The organism is Leptotrichia sp. HSP-342 (assembly GCF_041199995.1).
In the GTDB taxonomy this organism is placed as follows: Bacteria; Fusobacteriota; Fusobacteriia; order Fusobacteriales; family Leptotrichiaceae; genus Leptotrichia; species Leptotrichia mesophila.
In genome coordinates this window covers 2,166,514-2,186,884 of sequence record NZ_CP165646.1, presented here as the reverse complement: position 1 = coordinate 2,186,884, position 20,371 = coordinate 2,166,514, and the positions used below count along the sequence as shown (strand labels likewise).

The 20,371-nt window shown below is 29.9% G+C and carries 18 protein-coding genes; all 18 read left to right on the top strand.

Annotation, left to right across the window (positions count from 1 at the left end; all coding sequences use genetic code 11):
- Positions 1-5 precede the first annotated feature (5 nt).
- The 18 genes from AB8B23_RS10910 (at position 6) to AB8B23_RS10825 (ending at position 20,364) form a co-directional block, all read left to right on the top strand.
- Positions 6-287, top strand: a complete 282-nt coding sequence (locus AB8B23_RS10910) for a PTS sugar transporter subunit IIB (RefSeq protein ID WP_369712765.1) — start codon at positions 6-8, stop codon at positions 285-287.
- Positions 288-315: 28 nt separating this feature from the next.
- The gene (locus tag AB8B23_RS10905) at positions 316-765 is read left to right on the top strand and encodes a PTS sugar transporter subunit IIA (RefSeq protein ID WP_369712764.1); all 450 of its coding nucleotides are present in this window, start codon (positions 316-318) and stop codon (positions 763-765) included.
- Positions 766-869: 104 nt separating this feature from the next.
- Positions 870-1,529, top strand: coding sequence for a 3-keto-L-gulonate-6-phosphate decarboxylase UlaD (locus AB8B23_RS10900; RefSeq protein ID WP_369712763.1), 660 nt, complete (start codon positions 870-872; stop codon positions 1,527-1,529).
- A 9-nt stretch (positions 1,530-1,538) separates the two neighbouring features.
- Positions 1,539-2,414: an L-ribulose-5-phosphate 3-epimerase gene (locus tag AB8B23_RS10895; protein WP_021744461.1), complete on the top strand. Its 876-nt coding sequence runs from the start codon at positions 1,539-1,541 to the stop codon at positions 2,412-2,414.
- Complete coding sequence (gene araD / locus AB8B23_RS10890) at positions 2,414-3,115, top strand: L-ribulose-5-phosphate 4-epimerase (protein WP_369712762.1); 702 nt, start codon at positions 2,414-2,416, stop codon at positions 3,113-3,115. Before AB8B23_RS10895 ends, araD begins: the two co-directional genes overlap by 1 nt.
- Positions 3,116-3,218: 103 nt before the next feature.
- Entirely contained in the window at positions 3,219-3,626 is a 408-nt protein-coding gene (locus AB8B23_RS10885; protein ID WP_021744463.1) for a helix-turn-helix domain-containing protein, read from the top strand.
- Between the two features lie 253 nt (positions 3,627-3,879).
- Complete coding sequence (locus AB8B23_RS10880) at positions 3,880-4,698, top strand: transketolase (protein WP_369712761.1); 819 nt, start codon at positions 3,880-3,882, stop codon at positions 4,696-4,698.
- A gap of 225 nt (positions 4,699-4,923) precedes the next feature.
- Positions 4,924-5,805, top strand: coding sequence for a transketolase family protein (locus AB8B23_RS10875; protein ID WP_369712760.1), 882 nt, complete (start codon positions 4,924-4,926; stop codon positions 5,803-5,805).
- 59 nt (positions 5,806-5,864) lie between these two features.
- Entirely contained in the window at positions 5,865-6,329 is a 465-nt protein-coding gene (locus AB8B23_RS10870; protein ID WP_369712759.1) for a hypothetical protein, read from the top strand.
- A 2-nt stretch (positions 6,330-6,331) separates the two neighbouring features.
- Positions 6,332-7,387: a hypothetical protein gene (locus tag AB8B23_RS10865; RefSeq protein WP_369712758.1), complete on the top strand. Its 1,056-nt coding sequence runs from the start codon at positions 6,332-6,334 to the stop codon at positions 7,385-7,387.
- Positions 7,388-7,655: 268 nt separating this feature from the next.
- Entirely contained in the window at positions 7,656-8,285 is a 630-nt protein-coding gene (locus AB8B23_RS10860; RefSeq protein WP_369712757.1) for an adenylate kinase, read from the top strand.
- A gap of 189 nt (positions 8,286-8,474) precedes the next feature.
- Positions 8,475-9,248, top strand: coding sequence for a type I methionyl aminopeptidase (gene map / locus AB8B23_RS10855; protein WP_369712756.1), 774 nt, complete (start codon positions 8,475-8,477; stop codon positions 9,246-9,248).
- A 44-nt stretch (positions 9,249-9,292) separates the two neighbouring features.
- A complete protein-coding gene (locus AB8B23_RS10850) occupies positions 9,293-9,667 on the top strand; it encodes a DUF1304 domain-containing protein (RefSeq protein ID WP_039901235.1) in 375 nt (124 codons plus the stop codon).
- A 968-nt stretch (positions 9,668-10,635) separates the two neighbouring features.
- Positions 10,636-11,991, top strand: a complete 1,356-nt coding sequence (locus AB8B23_RS10845) for a glucose-6-phosphate isomerase (RefSeq protein ID WP_369712755.1) — start codon at positions 10,636-10,638, stop codon at positions 11,989-11,991.
- Between the two features lie 198 nt (positions 11,992-12,189).
- Positions 12,190-13,563 (top strand): aminopeptidase, encoded by a 1,374-nt coding sequence (locus tag AB8B23_RS10840; RefSeq protein WP_369712754.1) that lies wholly within the window; start codon positions 12,190-12,192, stop codon positions 13,561-13,563.
- A gap of 25 nt (positions 13,564-13,588) precedes the next feature.
- The gene (locus AB8B23_RS10835) at positions 13,589-15,853 is read left to right on the top strand and encodes an alpha amylase N-terminal ig-like domain-containing protein (RefSeq protein WP_369712753.1); all 2,265 of its coding nucleotides are present in this window, start codon (positions 13,589-13,591) and stop codon (positions 15,851-15,853) included.
- A gap of 120 nt (positions 15,854-15,973) precedes the next feature.
- Positions 15,974-16,642 (top strand): alpha-glucosidase C-terminal domain-containing protein, encoded by a 669-nt coding sequence (locus AB8B23_RS10830; protein WP_369712752.1) that lies wholly within the window; start codon positions 15,974-15,976, stop codon positions 16,640-16,642.
- 161 nt (positions 16,643-16,803) lie between these two features.
- The gene (locus AB8B23_RS10825; RefSeq protein ID WP_369712751.1) at positions 16,804-20,364 is read left to right on the top strand and encodes a hypothetical protein; all 3,561 of its coding nucleotides are present in this window, start codon (positions 16,804-16,806) and stop codon (positions 20,362-20,364) included.
- Positions 20,365-20,371: the final 7 nt, after the last annotated feature.

Here is a 20,371-nt window from a genome sequence, read left to right as displayed (position 1 = left end):
CATAAATGATTAAAGTATTAGCAGTTTGCGGAAGCGGAATGGGAACAAGCATGATTATGAAGTTAAAAGTTGGAAAAGTATTGCAAAAATTAGGAGTACAGGCAGATGTAAATTCATGCAGTCTAGGAGAAGCTAAATCAGGACTTTCAAATTATGACTTAGTTATTGCTTCAACTCATATTGCGCCTGAATTAAAAGGTGGACCAAATACAAAAATAGTTGGACTTTTAAATTTACTTGATGAAAAAGAGCTTGAAAGTAAATTGACAGAAGCTGGAATAGCTTAAAAGATAAAAGTTGGAAGGAGATTTTTTTATGAATTTGCTGGATTCTTTGAAAGAAAATAATTCTGTTGTGTTACAGCAGGAGGCAAATAATTGGGAAGAAGCAATAAAAGTGTGTATGAAACCTCTTTTGGAAAGCAATTCGATAGAGGAAAAATACATAGAAAATATAATAAAAAGAACAAAGGAGTTAGGTCCTTTCTACATTTTGGCTCCAGGATTGGCAATGCCACATGAACGTCCTGAAATGGGAGTTAATAAAAATTCTTTCAGTCTTGTTACGTTGAAAAAGCCAGTATCATTTCCAGACGGACAGGAAGTGGACATATTAATTGGACTGGCGGCTGAAAATGATGAAGTTCATGCAGGAGAAGCAATACCTCAAATTGTAATGCTTTTTGATGATGAAGATGTTTTTGAAAAAATAAGAGAGGCTAAAACATCAGAAGATATTTATAACTTGATAGAAGAAAAAGCATAAAATATAAAAACCACTTTAAATTGCTCAAACTCTTTCTTAAATAATTTTTTAAAGAGTTTGAGTATATTTTAAAAAATGCATAAATATGAAATGGAGGAAGAGTGATGGCAAAACCATTATTACAAGTTGCACTTGATCATTCGGATTTGAAAGGTGCGATAAAAGCAGCAGTATCAGTTGGGGAAGAAGTTGATGTTATAGAGGCTGGAACAGTTTGTCTGTTGCAAGTTGGAAGTGAACTAGTTGAAGTTTTGAGAAATTTATTTCCTGATAAAATAATAGTGGCAGATACAAAATGTGCAGACGCAGGGGGAACAGTTGCTAAAAATAATGCAGTTCGTGGAGCAGACTGGATGACATGTATCTGTTCTGCAACAATTCCTACAATGAAAGCAGCTTTAAAAGCTATAAAGGAAGAGCGTGGAGAACGTGGTGAAATTCAAGTGGAACTGTATGGCGACTGGACTTACGAACAAGCTCAGCTTTGGTTAGATGCAGGAATTAATCAGGCTATTTACCATCAAAGCAGGGATGCCTTGCTGGCTGGAGAAACTTGGGGAGAAAAGGACTTGAATAAAGTCAAAAAATTAATTGAAATGGGATTTAAAGTTTCTGTAACAGGTGGACTTAATACTGATACACTAAAATTATTTGAAGGTGTAGATGTGTTTACATTTATTGCAGGGCGTGGAATTACTGAAGCAGAAGATCCTGCGGCAGCTGCCAGAGCATTTAAAACAGAAATCGATAAATATTGGAAATAGAGGAATAATATGAAGAATCTTAATAAATTAAATTTAGGAATATATGAAAAGGCTCTTCCTAAAGATATTGACTGGGTTGAGAGAATAAAACTTGTTAAAGAATGCGGATATGATTTTGTGGAAATTTCTATAGATGAAACTGATGAAAGGCTTGCAAGACTGGATTGGTCCGATGATGAAATAAACAAAATTCATAAGGCATTAATAGATAATGGAGTTAGAATACCGTCAATGTGCTTTAGCGGACATAGAAGATTTCCTATGGGAAGCATGGATGAAAAAACTAGGGAAAAGGCTATGGAACTAATGCAAAAAGCAATAATTTTTGCAGATAAAATGGGAATTAGAACGATTCAAATGGCTGGATATGATGTTTATTATGAAAAAGGAAATGAGCAGACTAAAAAATATTTTACTGAAAATTTGAAAAAGGCAGTAGAATGGGCATCTTCGTACAACGTAACACTATCAATAGAAATTATGGATCACCCATTTATCAATTCCATTACAAAATATATGGAATATGCGGATATAATTAAATCTCCATGGCTAAAGGTTTATCCAGATGTGGGAAATCTGACAGCATGGCCTGAAAATGACACGTTAAAGGAATTGGAACTTGGAATAAAAAATGGAGAAATAACAGGAATTCATTTAAAGGATACTTTAGCAGTAACTGATACTTTTGAAGGGAAATTTAAGGAAGTTCCTTTTGGAGAAGGATGTGTAGATTTTCCAAAAGTATTTAAAAAATTAAAAGAATTAAATTATAAAGGACCTTTTTTAATAGAAATGTGGACTGAAAAATCAGATAATCCAATTGAGGAAGTAAAAAAGGCAAAGCAATGGATGCTGGATAAAATGAAGGAAGGTGGATTTATCTAATGCTGGAAAAATTAAAGGAGCAAGTATTTAAGGCAAATTTAGAATTGCCAAAAAAAGGGCTAGTATTGTTTACTTGGGGAAATGTGAGCGGAATTGACAGAGAAAAAAATCTGATTGTTATAAAACCTAGCGGTGTGGATTATGAAACAATGAAAGTAGATGATATGGTAGTAGTTGATTTAGATGGAAATGTTGTAGAAGGTGATTTAAATCCTTCATCAGATACTCCTACACATATTGAGCTTTATAAAAAGTTTCCTTCAATAGGAGGAATAGTTCATACTCATTCAACAAATGCTACAATTTGGGCTCAAAGCGGAAGGGATATTCCAGCATACGGGACAACAAATGCTGATTATTTCTATGGCTCAATACCTTGTACAAGAAAAATGACAAAAGAGGAAATCACAGGAGAATATGAAAAAGAAACAGGAACGGTAATTATAGAAACTTTTGAAAAAAGAAATCTAAATCCACAATATATTCCAGGAGTTCTTGTAAATAGTCACGGACCTTTTACATGGGGAAAAAATCCTGATGAAGCTGTTTATAATTCTGTTGTACTGGAGGAAGTGGCAAAAATGGCAATGTTTACTGAAATGGTAAACAAAGATATAAAGCCAATGCAACAGGAGTTACTAGATAAGCATTTCTTGAGAAAACATGGAGCTAATGCTTATTATGGACAAAAGAAAAAATAATTTATAGACCGCATTTGTTGTGTAGTAAAAAGTTTCAGCAGTTCACAAAATCATAAAATTATGATATTATATTTCTATATGAATAAATTGATAAGGTGAAAAAATGGCTGAAAATGACAGTATAAAAACTAACTCTAATCTTGTGGAAGCATTAGGGTATTATATAAAAAATAAAAGACTACAAAAAAATATAGGACTAAGAGAAATGGCAGAAATGCTAAAAATCAGTCCAGCTTATTTATCTAATCTGGAATCAGGCAAGCATAATATGACAAATCCTCTTCTACTTAAAAAAATTGCTAAAATATTAAAGATAGATCATCTGAAACTGTTTAAAATAATAGGATACACAGATAAGGATATGTCAGATTTGAAAAAGGAGCTTACTAATGAGATAATAGAGGAATTTTCAGATATAAATATCGGAGAAATAGTTAGGAATCTAATGGATATGAATTCAGAAAAAATAGAGCTGGTCAAGCAGTATATAGAACTGCTAAATAAAAAATAGTTACCGCTTTTTGTAAAAATGAAGGGAGTTTCACATTTTAGGTGGTTGCTCCCTTTTTATATGGAATTGATAAAAATAACTAATTTTTATCCTAATTTTTAAGTGAATTGACTATATAGTAAAACTGCTTTAAAACTAAACTCAAAAGGCTATGACTATTTTACTCAAACCCTAAATCAATATAATTTTTAGTAGTTTAATTTTAAATAGGTTTGAGTATAATATAAAAACATTAATTTATAGGAGGCTTTTTATGAAAATTGAGGAAATTCAAAAAATTTCAAAAGAACTTAGAAAAGATATTATTGAAATGATTTACAGGGCAAAATCAGGACATCCGGGAGGATCACTTTCGATTGCTGATATTCTGGCTGTGCTTTACTGGAAGGAAATGAACATCGACCCAGAAAATCCAAAAATGGAAAACAGAGACAGATTAGTTCTTAGTAAAGGTCATGCTGCTCCTGCACTGTATGCGGCTTTGATAGAAAAAGGATTTTTAGGATATGAAGGGAAAAATCTTATTCCAACACTTAGAAAATGGCACTCTCTGCTTCAAGGGCATCCTGACATGAAAAAACTGGCTGGAGTTGAAATGTCAACAGGTTCACTTGGGCAAGGACTGTCTACAGCAAATGGAATGGCTTTGAGTGCAAAAATTTACAATAATGACTACAGAGTTTATACAATCTTAGGAGATGGAGAATTACAGGAAGGGCAAGTTTGGGAAGCGGCTATGACAGCTGCACATTACAAGCTTGACAATTTAGTTGCGATAGTTGACTATAATAATTTACAGATTGATGGAAAAGTTTCGAATGTAATGGATGTCGCTCCGATTGGGGAAAAATTCAAGGCATTCAAATGGAATGTAATCGAGATTGACGGACACAATTATGAAGAAATCATAAATGCTTTTGACACAGCAAGAACAGTTAAAGGACAGCCGACAGTAATAGTTGCAAACACTGTAAAAGAAAAAGGTGTTTCATTTATGGAAAATAACGCTGGATTCCACGGAGCTGCTCCAAATGATGAAGAATATAAGAAGGCAATGGAAGAATTGAGTTAATAATAGCAAGGGAAATCAAACGCCATTTCCCTTCATTTCGCAATAATAGTTATTTTAACATATTTAAATAATGGTGTATTAAAGAGAATGGCGAAAGTGCTATGCACTAACCCTGGCTTGTGGAATAGTATGAGAAAGTTTTTAAAAATAATGAAATAAAAAATAGGAGAATATGAGAATGGAAAAAAATCAACTAGAGTAGCTTATGGAGAAGCGTTAGTTAAATTGGGAAAAGTAAATAAAGATGTGGTGGTACTGGAAGCAGACTTGTCAAAATCAACAATGACCGCATATTTTAAAAAAGAGTTTCCAGAAAGACATATAAATGTTGGGATTGCAGAAGCTGATATGATTGGAACAGCTGCAGGTATTGCAACGACTGGGAAAATACCGTTTGCCTCAACTTTTGCACATTTTGCGGCGGGACGTGCTTTTGATCAGATTAGAAACTCGGTGGCATATCCACAATTGAATGTTAAAATTTGTCCAACTCACGCAGGAGTTTCGTTAGGAGAAGATGGAGGTTCGCACCAGTCAGTTGAGGATGTGGCATTAATGCGTGCAATTCCAGGAATGGTAGTGCTATCGCCAGCAGATGCAGTAGAAACAGAAAAAATGGTCTTTGCAGTGGCTGAATATGAAGGGCCTGTATATGTAAGACTTGGAAGACTGAATATACCAGTATTATTTGATGAAAACTATAAATTTGAAATAGGGAAAGCTGCAACTTTGAGAGAAGGAAATGATGTAGCAATATTAGCAACTGGTCTTATGGTATCAGAAGCTCTTGAAGCAGCAAAATTACTAGAAGAAAAAGGAGTAAAAGCAAGAGTGGTAAATGTTTCTACGATAAAGCCGTTAGACACAGAAACAGTTCTAAAAGCGGCAAAAGAATGTAAATTTATTGTAACAAGTGAAGAACATTCTGTAATTGGGGGACTTGGAAGTGCAGTTTCAGAATATTTATCAGAAGTTCATCCGACAAAAGTTGTAAAACATGGAATACAGGATGTTTTTGGACAAAGTGCAGATGGGGAGACTATGCTTACGAATTATGGGCTTAGAGCGAAGGATATTGCACAAACAGTGCTGAATAATTTAAAATAGTAAATTAAGTGAACAATAATAGAAAAGCCATACCAATTTTCAAAATGAGGAGAATAGGTATGGCTTTACTTAAAAAGAGAGGTATTTTTATGGATTTAAAAAATATGGTAAGCGGGACTGATATTCGGGGAATAGTTTCAAAATACGAGGATAAGGACATTAATTTATCTGAAAAGAAAGTTGAGTTCATAGCAAAAGGATTTGGGCTTTGGATAACTGAAAAATGTGATGAAATAGCAAAGAGTGAAAACAGGAAGATTAAAGTGGCAGTTGGGCACGATGCAAGGCATACAGGACCTAAATTTTCAGAAATTATAAGAAAAACTTTGATGGAAATGGGAATTGATGTATATGATTGCGGAATGTCAATAACACCATCACTATTTATGACTACAATATTTGAGGATTATAAAGCTGATGGCGCAATGATGATAACTGCCAGCCATTTACCGAGCTGCTACAACGGAATTAAATTTTTTACGAAAAATGGGGGCTTCAAAAAAGTGATGTCAATGAATTTCTAGAAATGGCTGAAAAACAAGAAGAAAATTTGATTAAAGAAGAAAAAGGTTTAGAAATTGTAAAAAATCTAGCAGATGACTATGCTTCATATATATGCGAACTAATAAAAAATAAAATTGGGAAAGGGGACAAGCCTCTAAAAAACCTACGGATAGTGATAGATGCAGGAAATGGAGCTGCGGGATTTTTTGCTGAAAAGGTAATAGAAGTTCTAGGTGGAGATACTGCTGGAAGCCAATTTTTAAATCCTGATGGTAACTTTCCAAATCATATTCCGAATCCTGAAGAAAAAGAAGCGATAGAATCAATAAAAAAAGCAGTTCTTGATAATAATGCAGATTTTGGAATAATATTTGATGCAGATGGAGATAGAAGCGCTTTTATAGATAAGAATGGACGTGAAATTAACAGAAATAACCTTATCGCATTGCTTAGTGAAATATTGTTAAAAGAACATTCTGGCGGGACAATTGTAACAGATTCGATTACATCGGCAGGGCTAAAAGAATTTATAGAAAACCGTGGCGGGATTCACCACAGATTCCAGCGAGGATACAAGAACGTAATAAACGAATCTATAAGACTGAATAATGAAGGAAAGTATTCTCCTCTTGCTATAGAAACGTCAGGACATGCCGCATTTAAAGAAAATTATTTTCTTGATGATGGAGCATACATGGCTGCAAGGCTTTTGATTCAGCTTGTAGAGAGCAGGGAAAAAGGGGTTGAATTTACAGATGTTTTGAATAAGCTGCCTGAGCCTGTTGAGGAAATAGAAATAAGAATTCCTATAAAAGATAAAGATTTTCGGGCTTGTGGAGAAAAAATTGTGGAAAACTTTAGAGAATATGCTGAAAAAAAAGAAGATTGGAGCCTAGAAAGTCCTAACTATGAAGGTGTAAGAGTAAATGTGGGTCAAAAAAGCTGGTTTTTAATCAGAGTGTCGCTACATGAACCGCTTTTGTGCATTAACATAGAAACAGAAAAAGAAGGAATGGGGAATGATATTTTAGAAGAATTGAAGGATTATTTAAAAAAATACGAAAAAATGGAAATTTAAGAAAAAATAAAAAATTAAAAAAAGGTATTGATAAAATTTATAAATGTGGTAAAATATACATGGGTTTACTACCCACTCTAACTTAAATTAGCTAAATAGTTCTTTAGCAGAAAAAACTGATTAAATTCAGTTTTTTTTCTTTTTTGGTTATTTTTTTGAAAATTTAAAAAAGAAAATTGAAAAATGGCTTTTAAAATGTTAAAATTAGATGTGAAAAAATAAATTTGGAAAGGAGCGATATTTAATTTTAAATATCGGATAAATAATTATGAATATAGTGTTATTTGGAGCACCTGGAGCAGGAAAAGGAACTCAAGCAAAGGAATTAATTCAAAAATATGAAATTCCTCAAATTTCAACAGGGGACATTTTGAGAGCTGCAATTGCAAACAAGACTCCACTAGGAATGGAAGCCAAAAAATTGATGGATGAAGGGAAATTGGTTTCTGATGACATTGTAAATGGGCTTGTAGAAGCAAGATTGCAGGAAGATGACTGTAAAAAAGGATTTATTTTGGATGGATTTCCAAGAACAGTAGCTCAAGCTGAAGAACTTGACAAAATTTTGGAAAAATCAAACAGAGAAATTGAAAAAGTAATCGCACTTGAAGTTAGCGATGAAGAAATTATTGAAAGAATCACAGGAAGAAGAGTATCGAAAAAGACTGGTAAAATTTATCACATAAAATATAATCCGCCAGTTGATGAAAATCCAGAAGATTTGGAACAAAGGGCAGATGATAATGAAGAAACAGTGAAAAAAAGACTTGCAGTTTACAACGAACAAACAGCACCAGTATTGGATTTTTACAAAAAACAAAATAAAGTTTACAGTGTAGATGGTGCAAAAAAACTGGAAGAAATTACAAAAGATATAATTGATATCTTGGAAAAATAGTAAATAATTTCAAATTATTTAAGATTGAATTTGATTTTAGAGTAATATTACTAAACTTATTTGATATTATTTGATAATTAATAAAATTTTATTTGCAAAAGTACAAGATTTTTTGTAAAAAAGTATTAAATTGTCAAATATATATACTAAAAAAATAAAAAAGAAATTTAGAAAGAAGAAGTACAAAAAATGATAATTTATAAAACATTGGATGAAATAAAAAAAATAAAAAAAGCTAATGAAATAATCGCAAGACTTTTTGAAGATGTATTACCAAAACACATAAAAGCTGGAATCAGCACATACGAACTGGACCAAATCGCTGAAGACTACATTAGAAGTCAAGGAGCAATTCCAGGAACTAAGGGTTACGATGTAGGACATCCATATCCTCCTTATCCAGCCGCAACTTGTATTTCTGTAAACGAAGTCGTAGTACACGGTATTCCTAGCAAAAAGCAAATACTAAAGGAAGGGGATATTCTGACAGTTGATACGGTTACAGTACTTGATGGATATTTTGGTGATGCTGCAATTACTTATGCTGTAGGAGAAATTGATGAAACTTCTAAAAAGCTTATGGAAGTTACTGAAAAGGCAAGAGATATCGGGATTGAAGTGGCACGTGCCGGAAACAGAATTGGAGATATTGGGCATGCTATTCAGGAATATGTAGAGAGCTTTGGATTCTCGCTTGTAAGAGATTTTGCAGGACATGGAGTAGGAAAGGAAATGCACGAAGACCCAATTATTCCAAATTATGGAAAAGCTGGAACAGGAGCTAAAATTGAAGATGGAATGGTAATCACAGTTGAACCGATGGTAAATGTCGGTACTTATAAAGTAAAAGTTCTATCGGATATGTGGACTGCAGTTACCAAAGATGGAAAACGTTCAGCCCAATACGAACACAGCCTTGCTATTATTGATGGGAAGCCTGTAATTTTAAGTGTAAGAGATTAAACTAAAAAAAGAACATGAAAATATAAAGAAGGGAGAGAATTATTTTGAGCATACTGGCATTCATATTAATATTATTTGTGGCATTAGAGCATTATTATATATTAATCCTTGAAATGTATCTTAATGAAAGTGAAACTGTTCAAAGAAACTTTGGACTGGAAATAGACTTTTTAAAAGATGAACGTGTAAAAAAAATGATGGCAAATCAAGGGCTGTACAACGGTTTTCTTGCCACAGGATTAGTGTGGAGTTTAATCGAAAGTGGAGAATTTCAATTTCAAATTGCAGTTTTCTTCCTGATTTGTATTATCTGTGCGGCTATTTATGGTACTGTCACAGTTTCTAAAAAAATATTTTTAGTGCAGGGTTTACCTGCTTTAATGGCTATTATTGCAGTATTATTGCCATTAATATTTTAATAATTTTGATTAAATTTTAAAAAATGCACCTGAACTAGAGAATTTTACTTCGGAAAGTTTGGGTGTTTTTTTGAAATGAATAAAAAGAGAAAATTGATTTTTTTCGTTACAAAGTTTGTTTTTATTTTTAAAATGATGTTTAGAAATGTATTTTTTGTGTGATACTATAAGTAATAGGGGGAAATAGTAGAAATGTATATGAAAATTAAAAAATATTTATTTAAAAAGGTTGAGAATAAAGCACTAGCTTTTATTTTAGTTAAATCATTTAATATTGTTAGGAATTAAAAAAAACTTGCTATTTGAATAGAGTATAGAAATTTATAAATAAAAAACAGTCCATTTGGTATTGACGGACTGTATTTTATGACCAATTAATTCTTCGGTTGTGATATATGAAAAGATTAATAATATTAATATTAACAAATTTATTATAGCAAAAATTTTTTAGAAAATCAATACCTTTGAAAAAAAAATTGGTAAAATGTTGCAATTAATATTGCAATTTATGAATAAAAAGTTTTTTATATAAATATAGAAGTTTTATAAAATTACTTTAAAACAAGGTTTGAAAGACTTAGAATTTAATTTTAAAATTGTAATTATTTTTCTTTGATTGAAATTTAGAAAATTTTAGAGTATCTAAAATAGAGATATTCCTAAATTTAAAAAGATTTATGTAATAAAATTTAAAATTTTTAGAAAAAATTTTTAAAAATCTAAAAATATGTTAGAAAAATTTGAAAAAAAGTGCTTTTTTTGTTATACTTTAGTTGAAAAAATAGTTTAATAAAAAATCACTTTAAAACTAAATATAATTATTATTTATAATTTGTAAATTTGGTTTTTAAGTAGTTTTGTTGTATTATTATTCGATTTTAAAGTTGTATTACTATGTGTGGAATAATAGAGATTTCTTGATTTTAAAGAAATCTAGGGAATAAAATATATTAAGGAGACAAAAGAAAATGAAATTGAATTTTAATTATCAATTTGCAAAAAATTTTTTTAATGAAAATGAATTGAAACAGATTAAACCGTATGTAGAATTGGCAGATGAAGTACTGACTTCAAAAAGTGGAGCAGGAAATGATTTTTTAGGATGGATTGACTTGCCTGAAAACTATGATAAAGATGAATTTGCTAGAATAAAAAAAGCGGCTGAAAAAATTAAAAATGATTCAGAAGTTTTAGTTGTAATCGGAATTGGAGGCTCGTATTTAGGGGCAAAGGCTGCAATTGAATTTTTATCACATAGCTTTTACAATAACTTGCCAAAAGATAAAAGAAAAACTCCTGAAATTTACTTTGCAGGAACAAATATGAGCGGTGTTTATTTACAACATTTAATAGAAGTAGTTGGAGACAGGGATTTTTCAGTAAATGTAATTTCAAAATCTGGAACTACAACTGAACCTGCCATTGCATTTAGAGTGTTCAAAAAAATGCTGGAAGAAAAATATGGAAAAGAAGAAGCTGCAAAAAGAATATATGCTACAACAGATAAGGAAAAAGGAGCATTAAAGACACTTGCTACAGCTGAAGGATATGAAACTTTTGTTGTACCTGACAATGTTGGAGGAAGATTTTCTGTATTGACTGCAGTAGGACTTTTACCAATTGCGGCGGCTGGAATTAATATTGATGAATTAATGGCTGGAGCAAAAGATGCGATGAATGACTTTGCAAATAAAAACATGGACGAAAATCAGGCTTTACAATATGCGGCTGTAAGAAATATTTTACATAGAAAAGGAAAAGACTTGGAATTAATGGTAAATTATGAGCCAAGAGTTCATTATTTGGCAGAATGGTGGAAACAATTATTTGGAGAATCTGAAGGAAAAGATGGAAAAGGATTGTATCCAACTTCGGCAGACTTTTCAGCAGACTTGCATTCGTTGGGTCAATATATTCAGGAAGGAAAAAGATTATTCTTTGAAACAGTAGTTTCTATTGGAAAACCAGAAGTGGAATTTGTCATTGAAAGTGACAAGGATAACCTTGACGGATTAAACTTTATTGCTGGAAAAACATTGGATTACGTAAATAAAAAAGCAACTGATGGAGTAATTTTGGCACATATTGACGGAGATGTACCTAATTTAGGTGTAAACATTCCTGAAGCTACTCCTTATCATTTAGGATATACATTCTATTTCTTTGAAAAAGCATGTGGGGTAAGTGGATACCTTTTAGGTGTAAATCCATTTGATCAGCCAGGAGTGGAAGCATATAAGAAAAATATGTTTGCGTTATTAGGAAAACCTGGATATGAAGAAGCTGGAAAAGAATTGGAAAAAAAATTGAATGAAGTTAAATAGTATTTCAACCGAGATATTTCTAAAATACCTTACATCATGATTCATATAGTTCAATTTTGAAAAATTCTAGTAAATTTTAATAAATTTATATAAATTGAAAAATTAATTTGGTTTGGAAAGAAGGTGGCTGATTTGGAACATTTTTCAAGTAGCCATCTTTTGTTGTATGTGTTGTGGGTTTTGGAAAGGATGTAGAAAATGACAAAAGAGAATTTGTGGAAAAATTATACAGATGAGCAAAAGAAAGTGATTTTTGACTTTGCTGAGGATTATAAAAAATATTTGGATTCTGCCAAAACTGAGAGAGAATTTGTGGATTTGACAGAAAAGGAACTTAAAAAAAATGGCTTTGTCAATATTAATGAAAAAAGTGAATTGAAAAAAGGGGATAAAATTTATTTTAACAATAGAAATAAAAATATCATTGCAGTAATTGTTGGAAATGATATAAAAAGCGGAATCAATATGATTGTCTCCCATGTGGATTCACCAAGACTGGATTTGAAGCCAAATCCGATAATGGAAGAAGAAGAATTTGCACTATTAAACACGCATTATTATGGTGGAATTAAAAAATATCAATGGGCTGCAACTCCGCTTGCATTACATGGTGTTGTTTTCTTAAAAAATGGAGAAAAAGTAACACTTTCTATTGGAGAAAAAGATGACGAGCCTGTATTCAGTATGCCTGATATATTACCACATTTGTCTTATAATGTGCAGGATGAGAGAAAAGCAAGAGATGTTATTAAAGGTGAAGAACTAAAATTATTATTTGGAAATATGCCTTTAGATGATGAAAATGTAAATAAAAAAATAAAGCAGTTTGTGCTTGATAAATTGAAAAAAGATTATGGAATAGAAGAAGATGATTTCTTTACAGCGGAGCTGGAAGTTGTACCAGCTGGAAAATTGCGGGATGTGGGGCTTGATAAGAGCATGATTGGAGGATATGGTCAAGATGACAGAATTTGTGCATATACTTCGCTTAGAGCCTTGTTTGATATTAAGAAAACTGAAAAAACTGTTATGATTTATTTGACAGATAAAGAAGAAATTGGAAGTGAAGGTTCTACAAGCTTGAAATCAACATTGCCTGAATATGTTGTTGGAAAAATGCTGTCACTTACAGAAAAAAATTACAATGATCAGATATTGAGGGAAACTTTATGGAACTCAAAAGCATTGTCATCAGATGTTACGGCTGCGTTAAATCCTGTATTTAAGTCAGTTCATGATGTGGAAAACGTGGCAAGATTATCTTATGGACTGGCATTTGCAAAATATACAGGAAGTCGTGGAAAAGTTATGGCAAACGATGCCGATGCAGAATTTATTCAGGAAATAAGACAAATATTTGACAAAAATAAGATTAAATATCAGTCGGGTGGTTTTGGAAAAGTAGATGAAGGTGGTGGAGGAACTGTTGCTAAGTTCTTGGCTTACTACGGAATCAGAACGATAGATGCAGGGCCTGCACTTTTATCAATGCACTCTTTATTTGAAATCTCATCAAAAGCAGATTTATATGAAACATACAGAGCATATAAAGTATTTTTTGAGTTAAATTAGGGAGAGTAGATAATTAGGAGAAAAAATGGGCTATAAAATTATAATTTATAAAGATAATAAATTCTATAAGGAAGAAAATTTAAAACAAAATTGGGAAAATTTTATATACAAATGGGGAAATGTCGAATCAGGAAGTTATTTTTTTGAAATAAAGAATGAGGAAAGTGGAGCAATAAGTGGTGTGACTTATAGTCATACAGCACCTTTTGCAAAAAGATTTGAGGCAGTAGTGGATGAAAACTTGCCACCAAAATCAATAACTGGATTTCAAAAAGGAATAGATATTTATGTAGAATACTTTCCCTCAAAAAAGATATTTTCATTAACTAAAATGAAATTTTACAGAATGAACTTGGATATCGCTGATTTTGGATTGGAAAAGGCGGATAAAGTTGAAATTGCAGGTAACTTTAATAACTGGAAGCCTGATACAGAACCTATCCATCATTTTGAAGGAACAAACTATAAAGTAGTACTTGCTTCGCCAGAGGGAGTTTATGAATATAAATATCTGATTGATGGAAAATGGTATCCTCAAAATGAAAATAGAAAACTGGTTATCGGAGAAAATGGAGCATTGTTTCCTCAAGGAGATTTTGGAACTGGAAAATTTGTGTATGAAGCAATTGATAAAAATACTGATTTGAAGGCGATAGTGCATAATTATAACAGTTTGCAATATTTTAATAAATTGTCGGATAGTGAATATGAATTTAAAATAAGAACTCAGATGAACGATGTGGAACGAGCCTATATTAGTGTTGTTTTACATGAAGAAGATAATTATGAGATGATTTATGAATTGGAAAGATATCAGGATAAGACAAATGGATTTGATTATTTTGAAAGGATAATAAATTTTGGTAAAGAAGCCAAAAAGCTTTTGTATTATTTTATTCTTGAAGATAATGGCTCAAGAGCATATTTTAACGGAAAAACATTGAGCTATAGCAAACCAAAGAGATTAATTGTGAATACGACTTCTAAGGATATACAGTTATTTGATGTGCCAAACTGGGCAAAAGAGGCAATCTGGTACAATATTTTTCCAGACAGATTTTACAATGGAAATCATTATAATGATCCAATTTTTAATGAATTTGGACCAGAAGCATTTAAGCCAAATAGACTTCACGAACAAAATTTTGTAGAAGAATATAAATGGGAAAAAAGCAACAATGTACTTAGTCAGTTTGATAGAAACAGATGGACTGCTGACTTTAGAGAACAGGTAATTTGGGAAAAACTAGGTGAGCGTGAAATTGACTACAGCTTGAAATATGCTAGAATGTATGGTGGAGATTTACAGGGAATAAAAGAAAAAATACCATACATGAAGGAATTGGGAATTAATGCAGTATGGCTAAATCCAGTATTTTTCTCATATCAAAACCATAAATATGGGGCAAATGACTTTAGACATATTTCACCAGACTTTGGAACAATAAAGACAAGTGGAAAAACTCATGGTGTGGAAATTAATAAAAATAACAAATATGGGAATAAGTCGTATGTGGATGTACTTGGAAACAAGGCTTCGACAAGCAGTGAGCTAAAACTTCTGGAAGTAAGCCTGAATGGTGAAAATCGGGGGAGAAATGGATATGGGGAAACAGAAGACCCATCAACTTGGGTTTGGACAGAATCAGATTTGATAATGGTAGATTTGATAAAGGAATTTCATAAAAATGGTATCCGTGTAATATTTGATGGGGTTTTCAATCATAGTAGCAGTGAACACTGGACATTTAATATGGTGCTTGCGGATGGAGAAAATTCTAAATACAAGGACTGGTATAAATTTACAGATTTTGGAGAACATGTCCCAATAACAGATGAAATGAATGAAGAACAGGCATTTGAAACTTTAATTGCAAATAGAAAGAGAACTGCTTATAACGCTTGGGCAGGATTTGATTCGCTTCCTGAATTTAACACATTTAATCAGGAGTACAAGGAATATATTTTCAATATTACAAGAAAATGGATGTATGGGCCTGACGGAAAAGAAAGTGAAAACTGGATGGAGGATGACGGGATTGACGGATGGCGACTAGATGTGCCAAATTGTCTTGAAAATCAGAATTTCTGGAATGAATGGCGTGAAGTTGTAAAGGGCAGCAAGAAAGATTCATACATAACTGCTGAACTTTGGGGAAATGCTGCAGGAGATATTAATGGTGGAAATAAATTTGACACTGTAATGAACTATGAATGGTTAAAAACAGTCATTGGTTTCTTTATAAATCAAAGCCGTGAAGGTGGTGTAAGGTATAAATTAAAGGCATAAGACTTTTTCAACGAACTTCGAGAAAAAAGAACTTGGTATCCGTATCAGGCGTTACAGGCGAGTCAGAACTTAAACGGTTCGCATGATACTGACAGGCTTTATTCAAGAATTGTAAATGATGTGCTTGGAAGAAATCTGGAGGAAGGAAAACAGCTGGAAAAAGGATATAACGGGATTCGTCCAGATTTAGCTTCAAATTATCATCCAAATACAACAATAGATTGGCGAAATAGTCCAATCAAACCAAAAGATATACTAAAATTAATTTCAATATTCCAAATGACTTATATTGGAGCACCAATGCTGTTTTATGGTGATGAAGTAGGAATGTGGGGAGCAACAGATCCATATTGTCGAAAGCCGATGTTATGGAATGAATTTTTATATGATGATGAAAAAAATCCGTCTCACATTAATCAAAATGAAGTTTATCAACAAAAAGTCGACCGTGATTTATTTGAATGGTATAAAAAGTTAATAAAAATTCGTCTTGAAAATAAAACACTTGTTTATGGTAAGTTTAGAGAAGTGTTTGCTGACAATGAAAGAGATATAATTGCATACGAAAGAGTAATTGAGGATCATTCAATTATTATTGTAATAAATAATTCATTTAACAGTTGGGAAAACGTGGAATTTGAGACAAATTATCAAGATGAAAGATTTATTGACTTGGTAACAGAAGGCAGAATATTCAGAACAAGTCCGGCTGGAAAAATTAAATTGGATTTAAAAGCTAAGGAAGGGATGATTTTGCGAAAAGTTAGGATAGATGCAGATTATGAGTAAATAGAGATAAGGAGCTATATTTAATGGTTCCTTATTTTTTTGAAATTTAATATTGATGTGGTATACTAAAAATGGAAAATTGTATTTTTGATTAGAAAGATGTAAATTGAATTGAATTTAAAAATATTTAATTAGATTAAAGTAGAAATGAGGAGATTGGAATGGGAACAGGAAAGTATAGAATAACGAAAATAGCGAGAGATTGGGATGAAAATAAAAAGAGAATTATTTTAAAAAGAATTGTTAGTGATGGAGAAGTAAAATATGTTAATGAAAATGATAATGTAGATATAGATATAACAGAAACTTATTATAGAATACTCTCAAATAATAAAGCCAAATTTCTTGGTTCTATGGAACAATTTATCTTTAAAGTTAATAAAATGAAAAGAAATATAAAAAATAATTGTATTATTATAAAAGATTATACCGAAGAAGAATATGAAAAATTTGAAGAAAAATGCTATAAAATTTTTAAAAAATCAATTATTGTAAAAGAACAGGGAAAAGATGTAGAAAAGGAAAAAATTTGTAGAAATTTTTACAAAGATGAAAGAGAAATTATGAAAAAAAGACTTAAAGAAGCTAAGAATTTCAACAATATAATTTTTAATATTTGTAATAAAATATTTAAATTGGAATATTTAGACTATACTGATGAAAAAGTATATGAAATATTTCAGAAAGAAATAAAATTTGAAGATATAAAAAATCTAAAAGAAGTATTTAAGCAGCAGGAAAATGGGTTAGAAACTGATAAACTTTTGACTATTTCTTTTAATAAAAAGAGAAGTAATGTTTTGTTGGAATTTATTCAGCAAATAGTAAAACAAAAGTTTGAAAATGAAAAAGAACTAGAAAACTGGTTTTCTCATGATGGAGAAAAATATTGTAAAGAAATATTTAAAATATATTCTAATATGTCTCAAAAAGAAAAATATTCTAAACTTTTAGGACATAATGATGAAAGTATTGCCTCTGATTCTGAAAAAAGAGAAACTTTACAAAGAAGATTAAAATTAGGAGATTATAGTAAATATGATTTAAAAAAGTATTATCAAAAAGATTATAAAGAAGAAGCAATCAAAGAATTAGAAGATAAAAGTAAAGAAGAATTGGAAAGAGAAATAGAAGAACTTATTAAAAAAAATTATAAAATAGATAAGTTATGTGATGAAATATCAAATTTAGAATTTTCTTTTGTAGATAGTAAAAAAGAAAATAAGGATAAAATGTCTGAAATTATAGTAAAAATAAAAGAACATTATAAAAATAATGTTAATGTGGAGGAAGAACTAGAAAATAAAGAAAAATATATTTTAAGTATGATTCATAATTATATAAAAGGAAGATATAGAAAATGTTTAGAACTACAACAAAAAGAAAATGTAGATTTTGAAAATTTAGGAAAGAGAATAAAAGAGATTTTTGATTCAAATGAAGTAATGAAAAAATTGAAAAAATCAATTATAAATAAAATTAATAGTTATAAAATTTTTGAAATGAAATTTCAAAATCCAAATATAGAATCAAGTGATGATTTAGAAATTTTGAAAGCTGAAGAAACATTTTTGAATAAGTTATCTACAGCAGTATCGAAAGTGGGATATACGTTAAATATATTGTTAGATACAAGAACTACAAGTAAAAAAATGAATAAAAAAAATATTAAGAATCCTGATATATTAGCTGGGTATAATGTAACAATAGAGTTGTTACCTTATTGTTCTTTTGAGATATTATATAGTGTATATCCTGAAATCAAAAAAGATATAGAATTGTTAAAAGGAATGGTTTTATTTATACAGGAATTTAGGCAAAAAATACTACATCCATCACAATTATTAGGATCTAATGTGAAAAAGTCTATAAGTATTAAAGAAAAAGATACAATAGTTAAAATACATGAAGATAATAAAGATAATGAAAAATGGGAAATGTATAATAAAGAAAAAATTCGAAGTTATTTTGAAGATATATTAGAAAAGATACCCGATTATTTTATTGAAAAATATGAATCAAATAATGTGTTTAATATTTACAGAGATTTTGGAGTGAAGATAATGGAAGTAGTTAAGAATTTTAATTTTAAAGAAAATAATACTATAGATTATTTATTTCCAAAATTTCATAAAATATATAAAAGAATGTGTAAATTAGAGAATATAGATGATAGACAAAACGGAGCAAGAAAATATTTATTGCAAACTATTTATTATTACTATTTCCAATATGAAATAGAAAATGATAAAAATAATATATCTAAGTATTTAAATTTATATAGAAATAAAATAAAAGTAAAAAAAATTTCATATAGTTACATTACTGACAATAAAGCTGTTAATAATAAAAATATTGAAATATTATATAGAAATATTCAGAGAGAAGGAATGTTGAATAACAGGCTTTCACAAATGAATAAGGAGTGGATAGAGTTTATAGTAGTTCAATTTAGTGAATTCTTAACGAATAAAAAATTAAATTGGATATTAGATAATTTATCAGAATATAAGAAAAAAGAAAAATTAGACGAGAATGATAAAAATAAATTGTTGAAAATTTTAAAACAAAAAATGAATAAAAATATAACATATTCTAATGATTCTTATGTTTTTATATCGCTTGCACAATTTTTGGATTTAAAAGAAATATCTAACTTAATTCATGATATAAAGAAATTTATTCAATTTAGAGAAAAAAATGTTTCAAAATATAAACCAGAAAAAAATAAACTTTATACAGAAGAATTAAGAAAGATTTTATATATTTTGAAAGTAATGTTAGAACATAAGGAAAGGTTAATACAAAAGCATTATTTAGAAAGTTATGATGAAGATATTTCAATAATGTACGGTAAAGATATTGAAAAAAAAGATATAAAAGATATCGAAATAAAAATAAAAAATAAAAATCAGGAAGTAATAAATCAACCTCTTTATAAATCAGGAAATGATGAAAACAGCAGTTGGATTGTTTTATATGGTATTGAACAGGCAAAAAGAAATGGAACATTTAAATTTTTTGAAGGATTTTTTAATTTGAATGATGATATTAAATTATGTAAAGAAAATATAGAAAAATATGAAGAATTATATAATGAAAAAGAAGAAAATCAGAGAAAGGTTGATGAATATATTTCTTCTGAGGAAAATAATAATATTGATGAAGTTAAGGAAATTAAGGAAATTAATAATAATAAACAATTATTTTATTACTATAAAAATATGATTTATGGAGATGGATTAAAAAAAGGGTATGATTTTATAAATGATATTTATAGTCATTATTTGAGTTGGGCATATAAAGTAGAAAGAGATTGTAAAATATATAAAATAAAGGAATATGAAAACAAGAAAAATTTCAAAGAATATAAATTTAAAGAATATAAGAGTATTAAGAATTTTAGAAATGAAATAGCACATTTTAATTATTTCCAGAAAACTAATAAGTCTTTGTTAGAATTGTTAAATGATTTTTATGATATCTTTGATTACAATTTAAAATATCAACGAGATGTTCAAAATGTTATTAATAATATCTTTGAGAAATATCAAATTGTTAGAAAAGATGGAGGACCAGTTGTTTTTTATTGTAAAACAGATAAAAAATTGAAATTAAGTGAAAATATAATTCCTAAAAAACATTTAAAGTATCCAGAAATAAAACTAATTCATGAAAAGTATGTTGAGTTTTTTAAAAAATTATTTGAATATAAAAAATAAGGAGTCT

Excerpts from the sequence above, each read along its gene's own strand:
- AB8B23_RS10900 (WP_369712763.1), top strand. The coding sequence starts at position 870 with ATGGCAAAACCATTATTACAAGTTGCACTTGATCATTCGGATTTGAAA.
- AB8B23_RS10910 (WP_369712765.1), top strand. The coding sequence starts at position 6 with ATGATTAAAGTATTAGCAGTTTGCGGAAGCGGAATGGGAACAAGCATG.
- AB8B23_RS10870 (WP_369712759.1), top strand. The coding sequence starts at position 5,865 with ATGGCTTTACTTAAAAAGAGAGGTATTTTTATGGATTTAAAAAATATG.
- AB8B23_RS10835 (WP_369712753.1), top strand. The coding sequence starts at position 13,589 with ATGGGCTATAAAATTATAATTTATAAAGATAATAAATTCTATAAGGAA.
- map (WP_369712756.1), top strand. The coding sequence starts at position 8,475 with ATGATAATTTATAAAACATTGGATGAAATAAAAAAAATAAAAAAAGCT.
- AB8B23_RS10885 (WP_021744463.1), top strand. The coding sequence starts at position 3,219 with ATGGCTGAAAATGACAGTATAAAAACTAACTCTAATCTTGTGGAAGCA.
- AB8B23_RS10825 (WP_369712751.1), top strand. The coding sequence starts at position 16,804 with ATGGGAACAGGAAAGTATAGAATAACGAAAATAGCGAGAGATTGGGAT.
- araD (WP_369712762.1), top strand. The coding sequence starts at position 2,414 with ATGCTGGAAAAATTAAAGGAGCAAGTATTTAAGGCAAATTTAGAATTG.
- AB8B23_RS10895 (WP_021744461.1), top strand. The coding sequence starts at position 1,539 with ATGAAGAATCTTAATAAATTAAATTTAGGAATATATGAAAAGGCTCTT.
- AB8B23_RS10845 (WP_369712755.1), top strand. The coding sequence starts at position 10,636 with ATGAAATTGAATTTTAATTATCAATTTGCAAAAAATTTTTTTAATGAA.
- AB8B23_RS10860 (WP_369712757.1), top strand. The coding sequence starts at position 7,656 with ATGAATATAGTGTTATTTGGAGCACCTGGAGCAGGAAAAGGAACTCAA.
- AB8B23_RS10880 (WP_369712761.1), top strand. The coding sequence starts at position 3,880 with ATGAAAATTGAGGAAATTCAAAAAATTTCAAAAGAACTTAGAAAAGAT.
- AB8B23_RS10840 (WP_369712754.1), top strand. The coding sequence starts at position 12,190 with ATGACAAAAGAGAATTTGTGGAAAAATTATACAGATGAGCAAAAGAAA.
- AB8B23_RS10865 (WP_369712758.1), top strand. The coding sequence starts at position 6,332 with ATGGCTGAAAAACAAGAAGAAAATTTGATTAAAGAAGAAAAAGGTTTA.
- AB8B23_RS10905 (WP_369712764.1), top strand. The coding sequence starts at position 316 with ATGAATTTGCTGGATTCTTTGAAAGAAAATAATTCTGTTGTGTTACAG.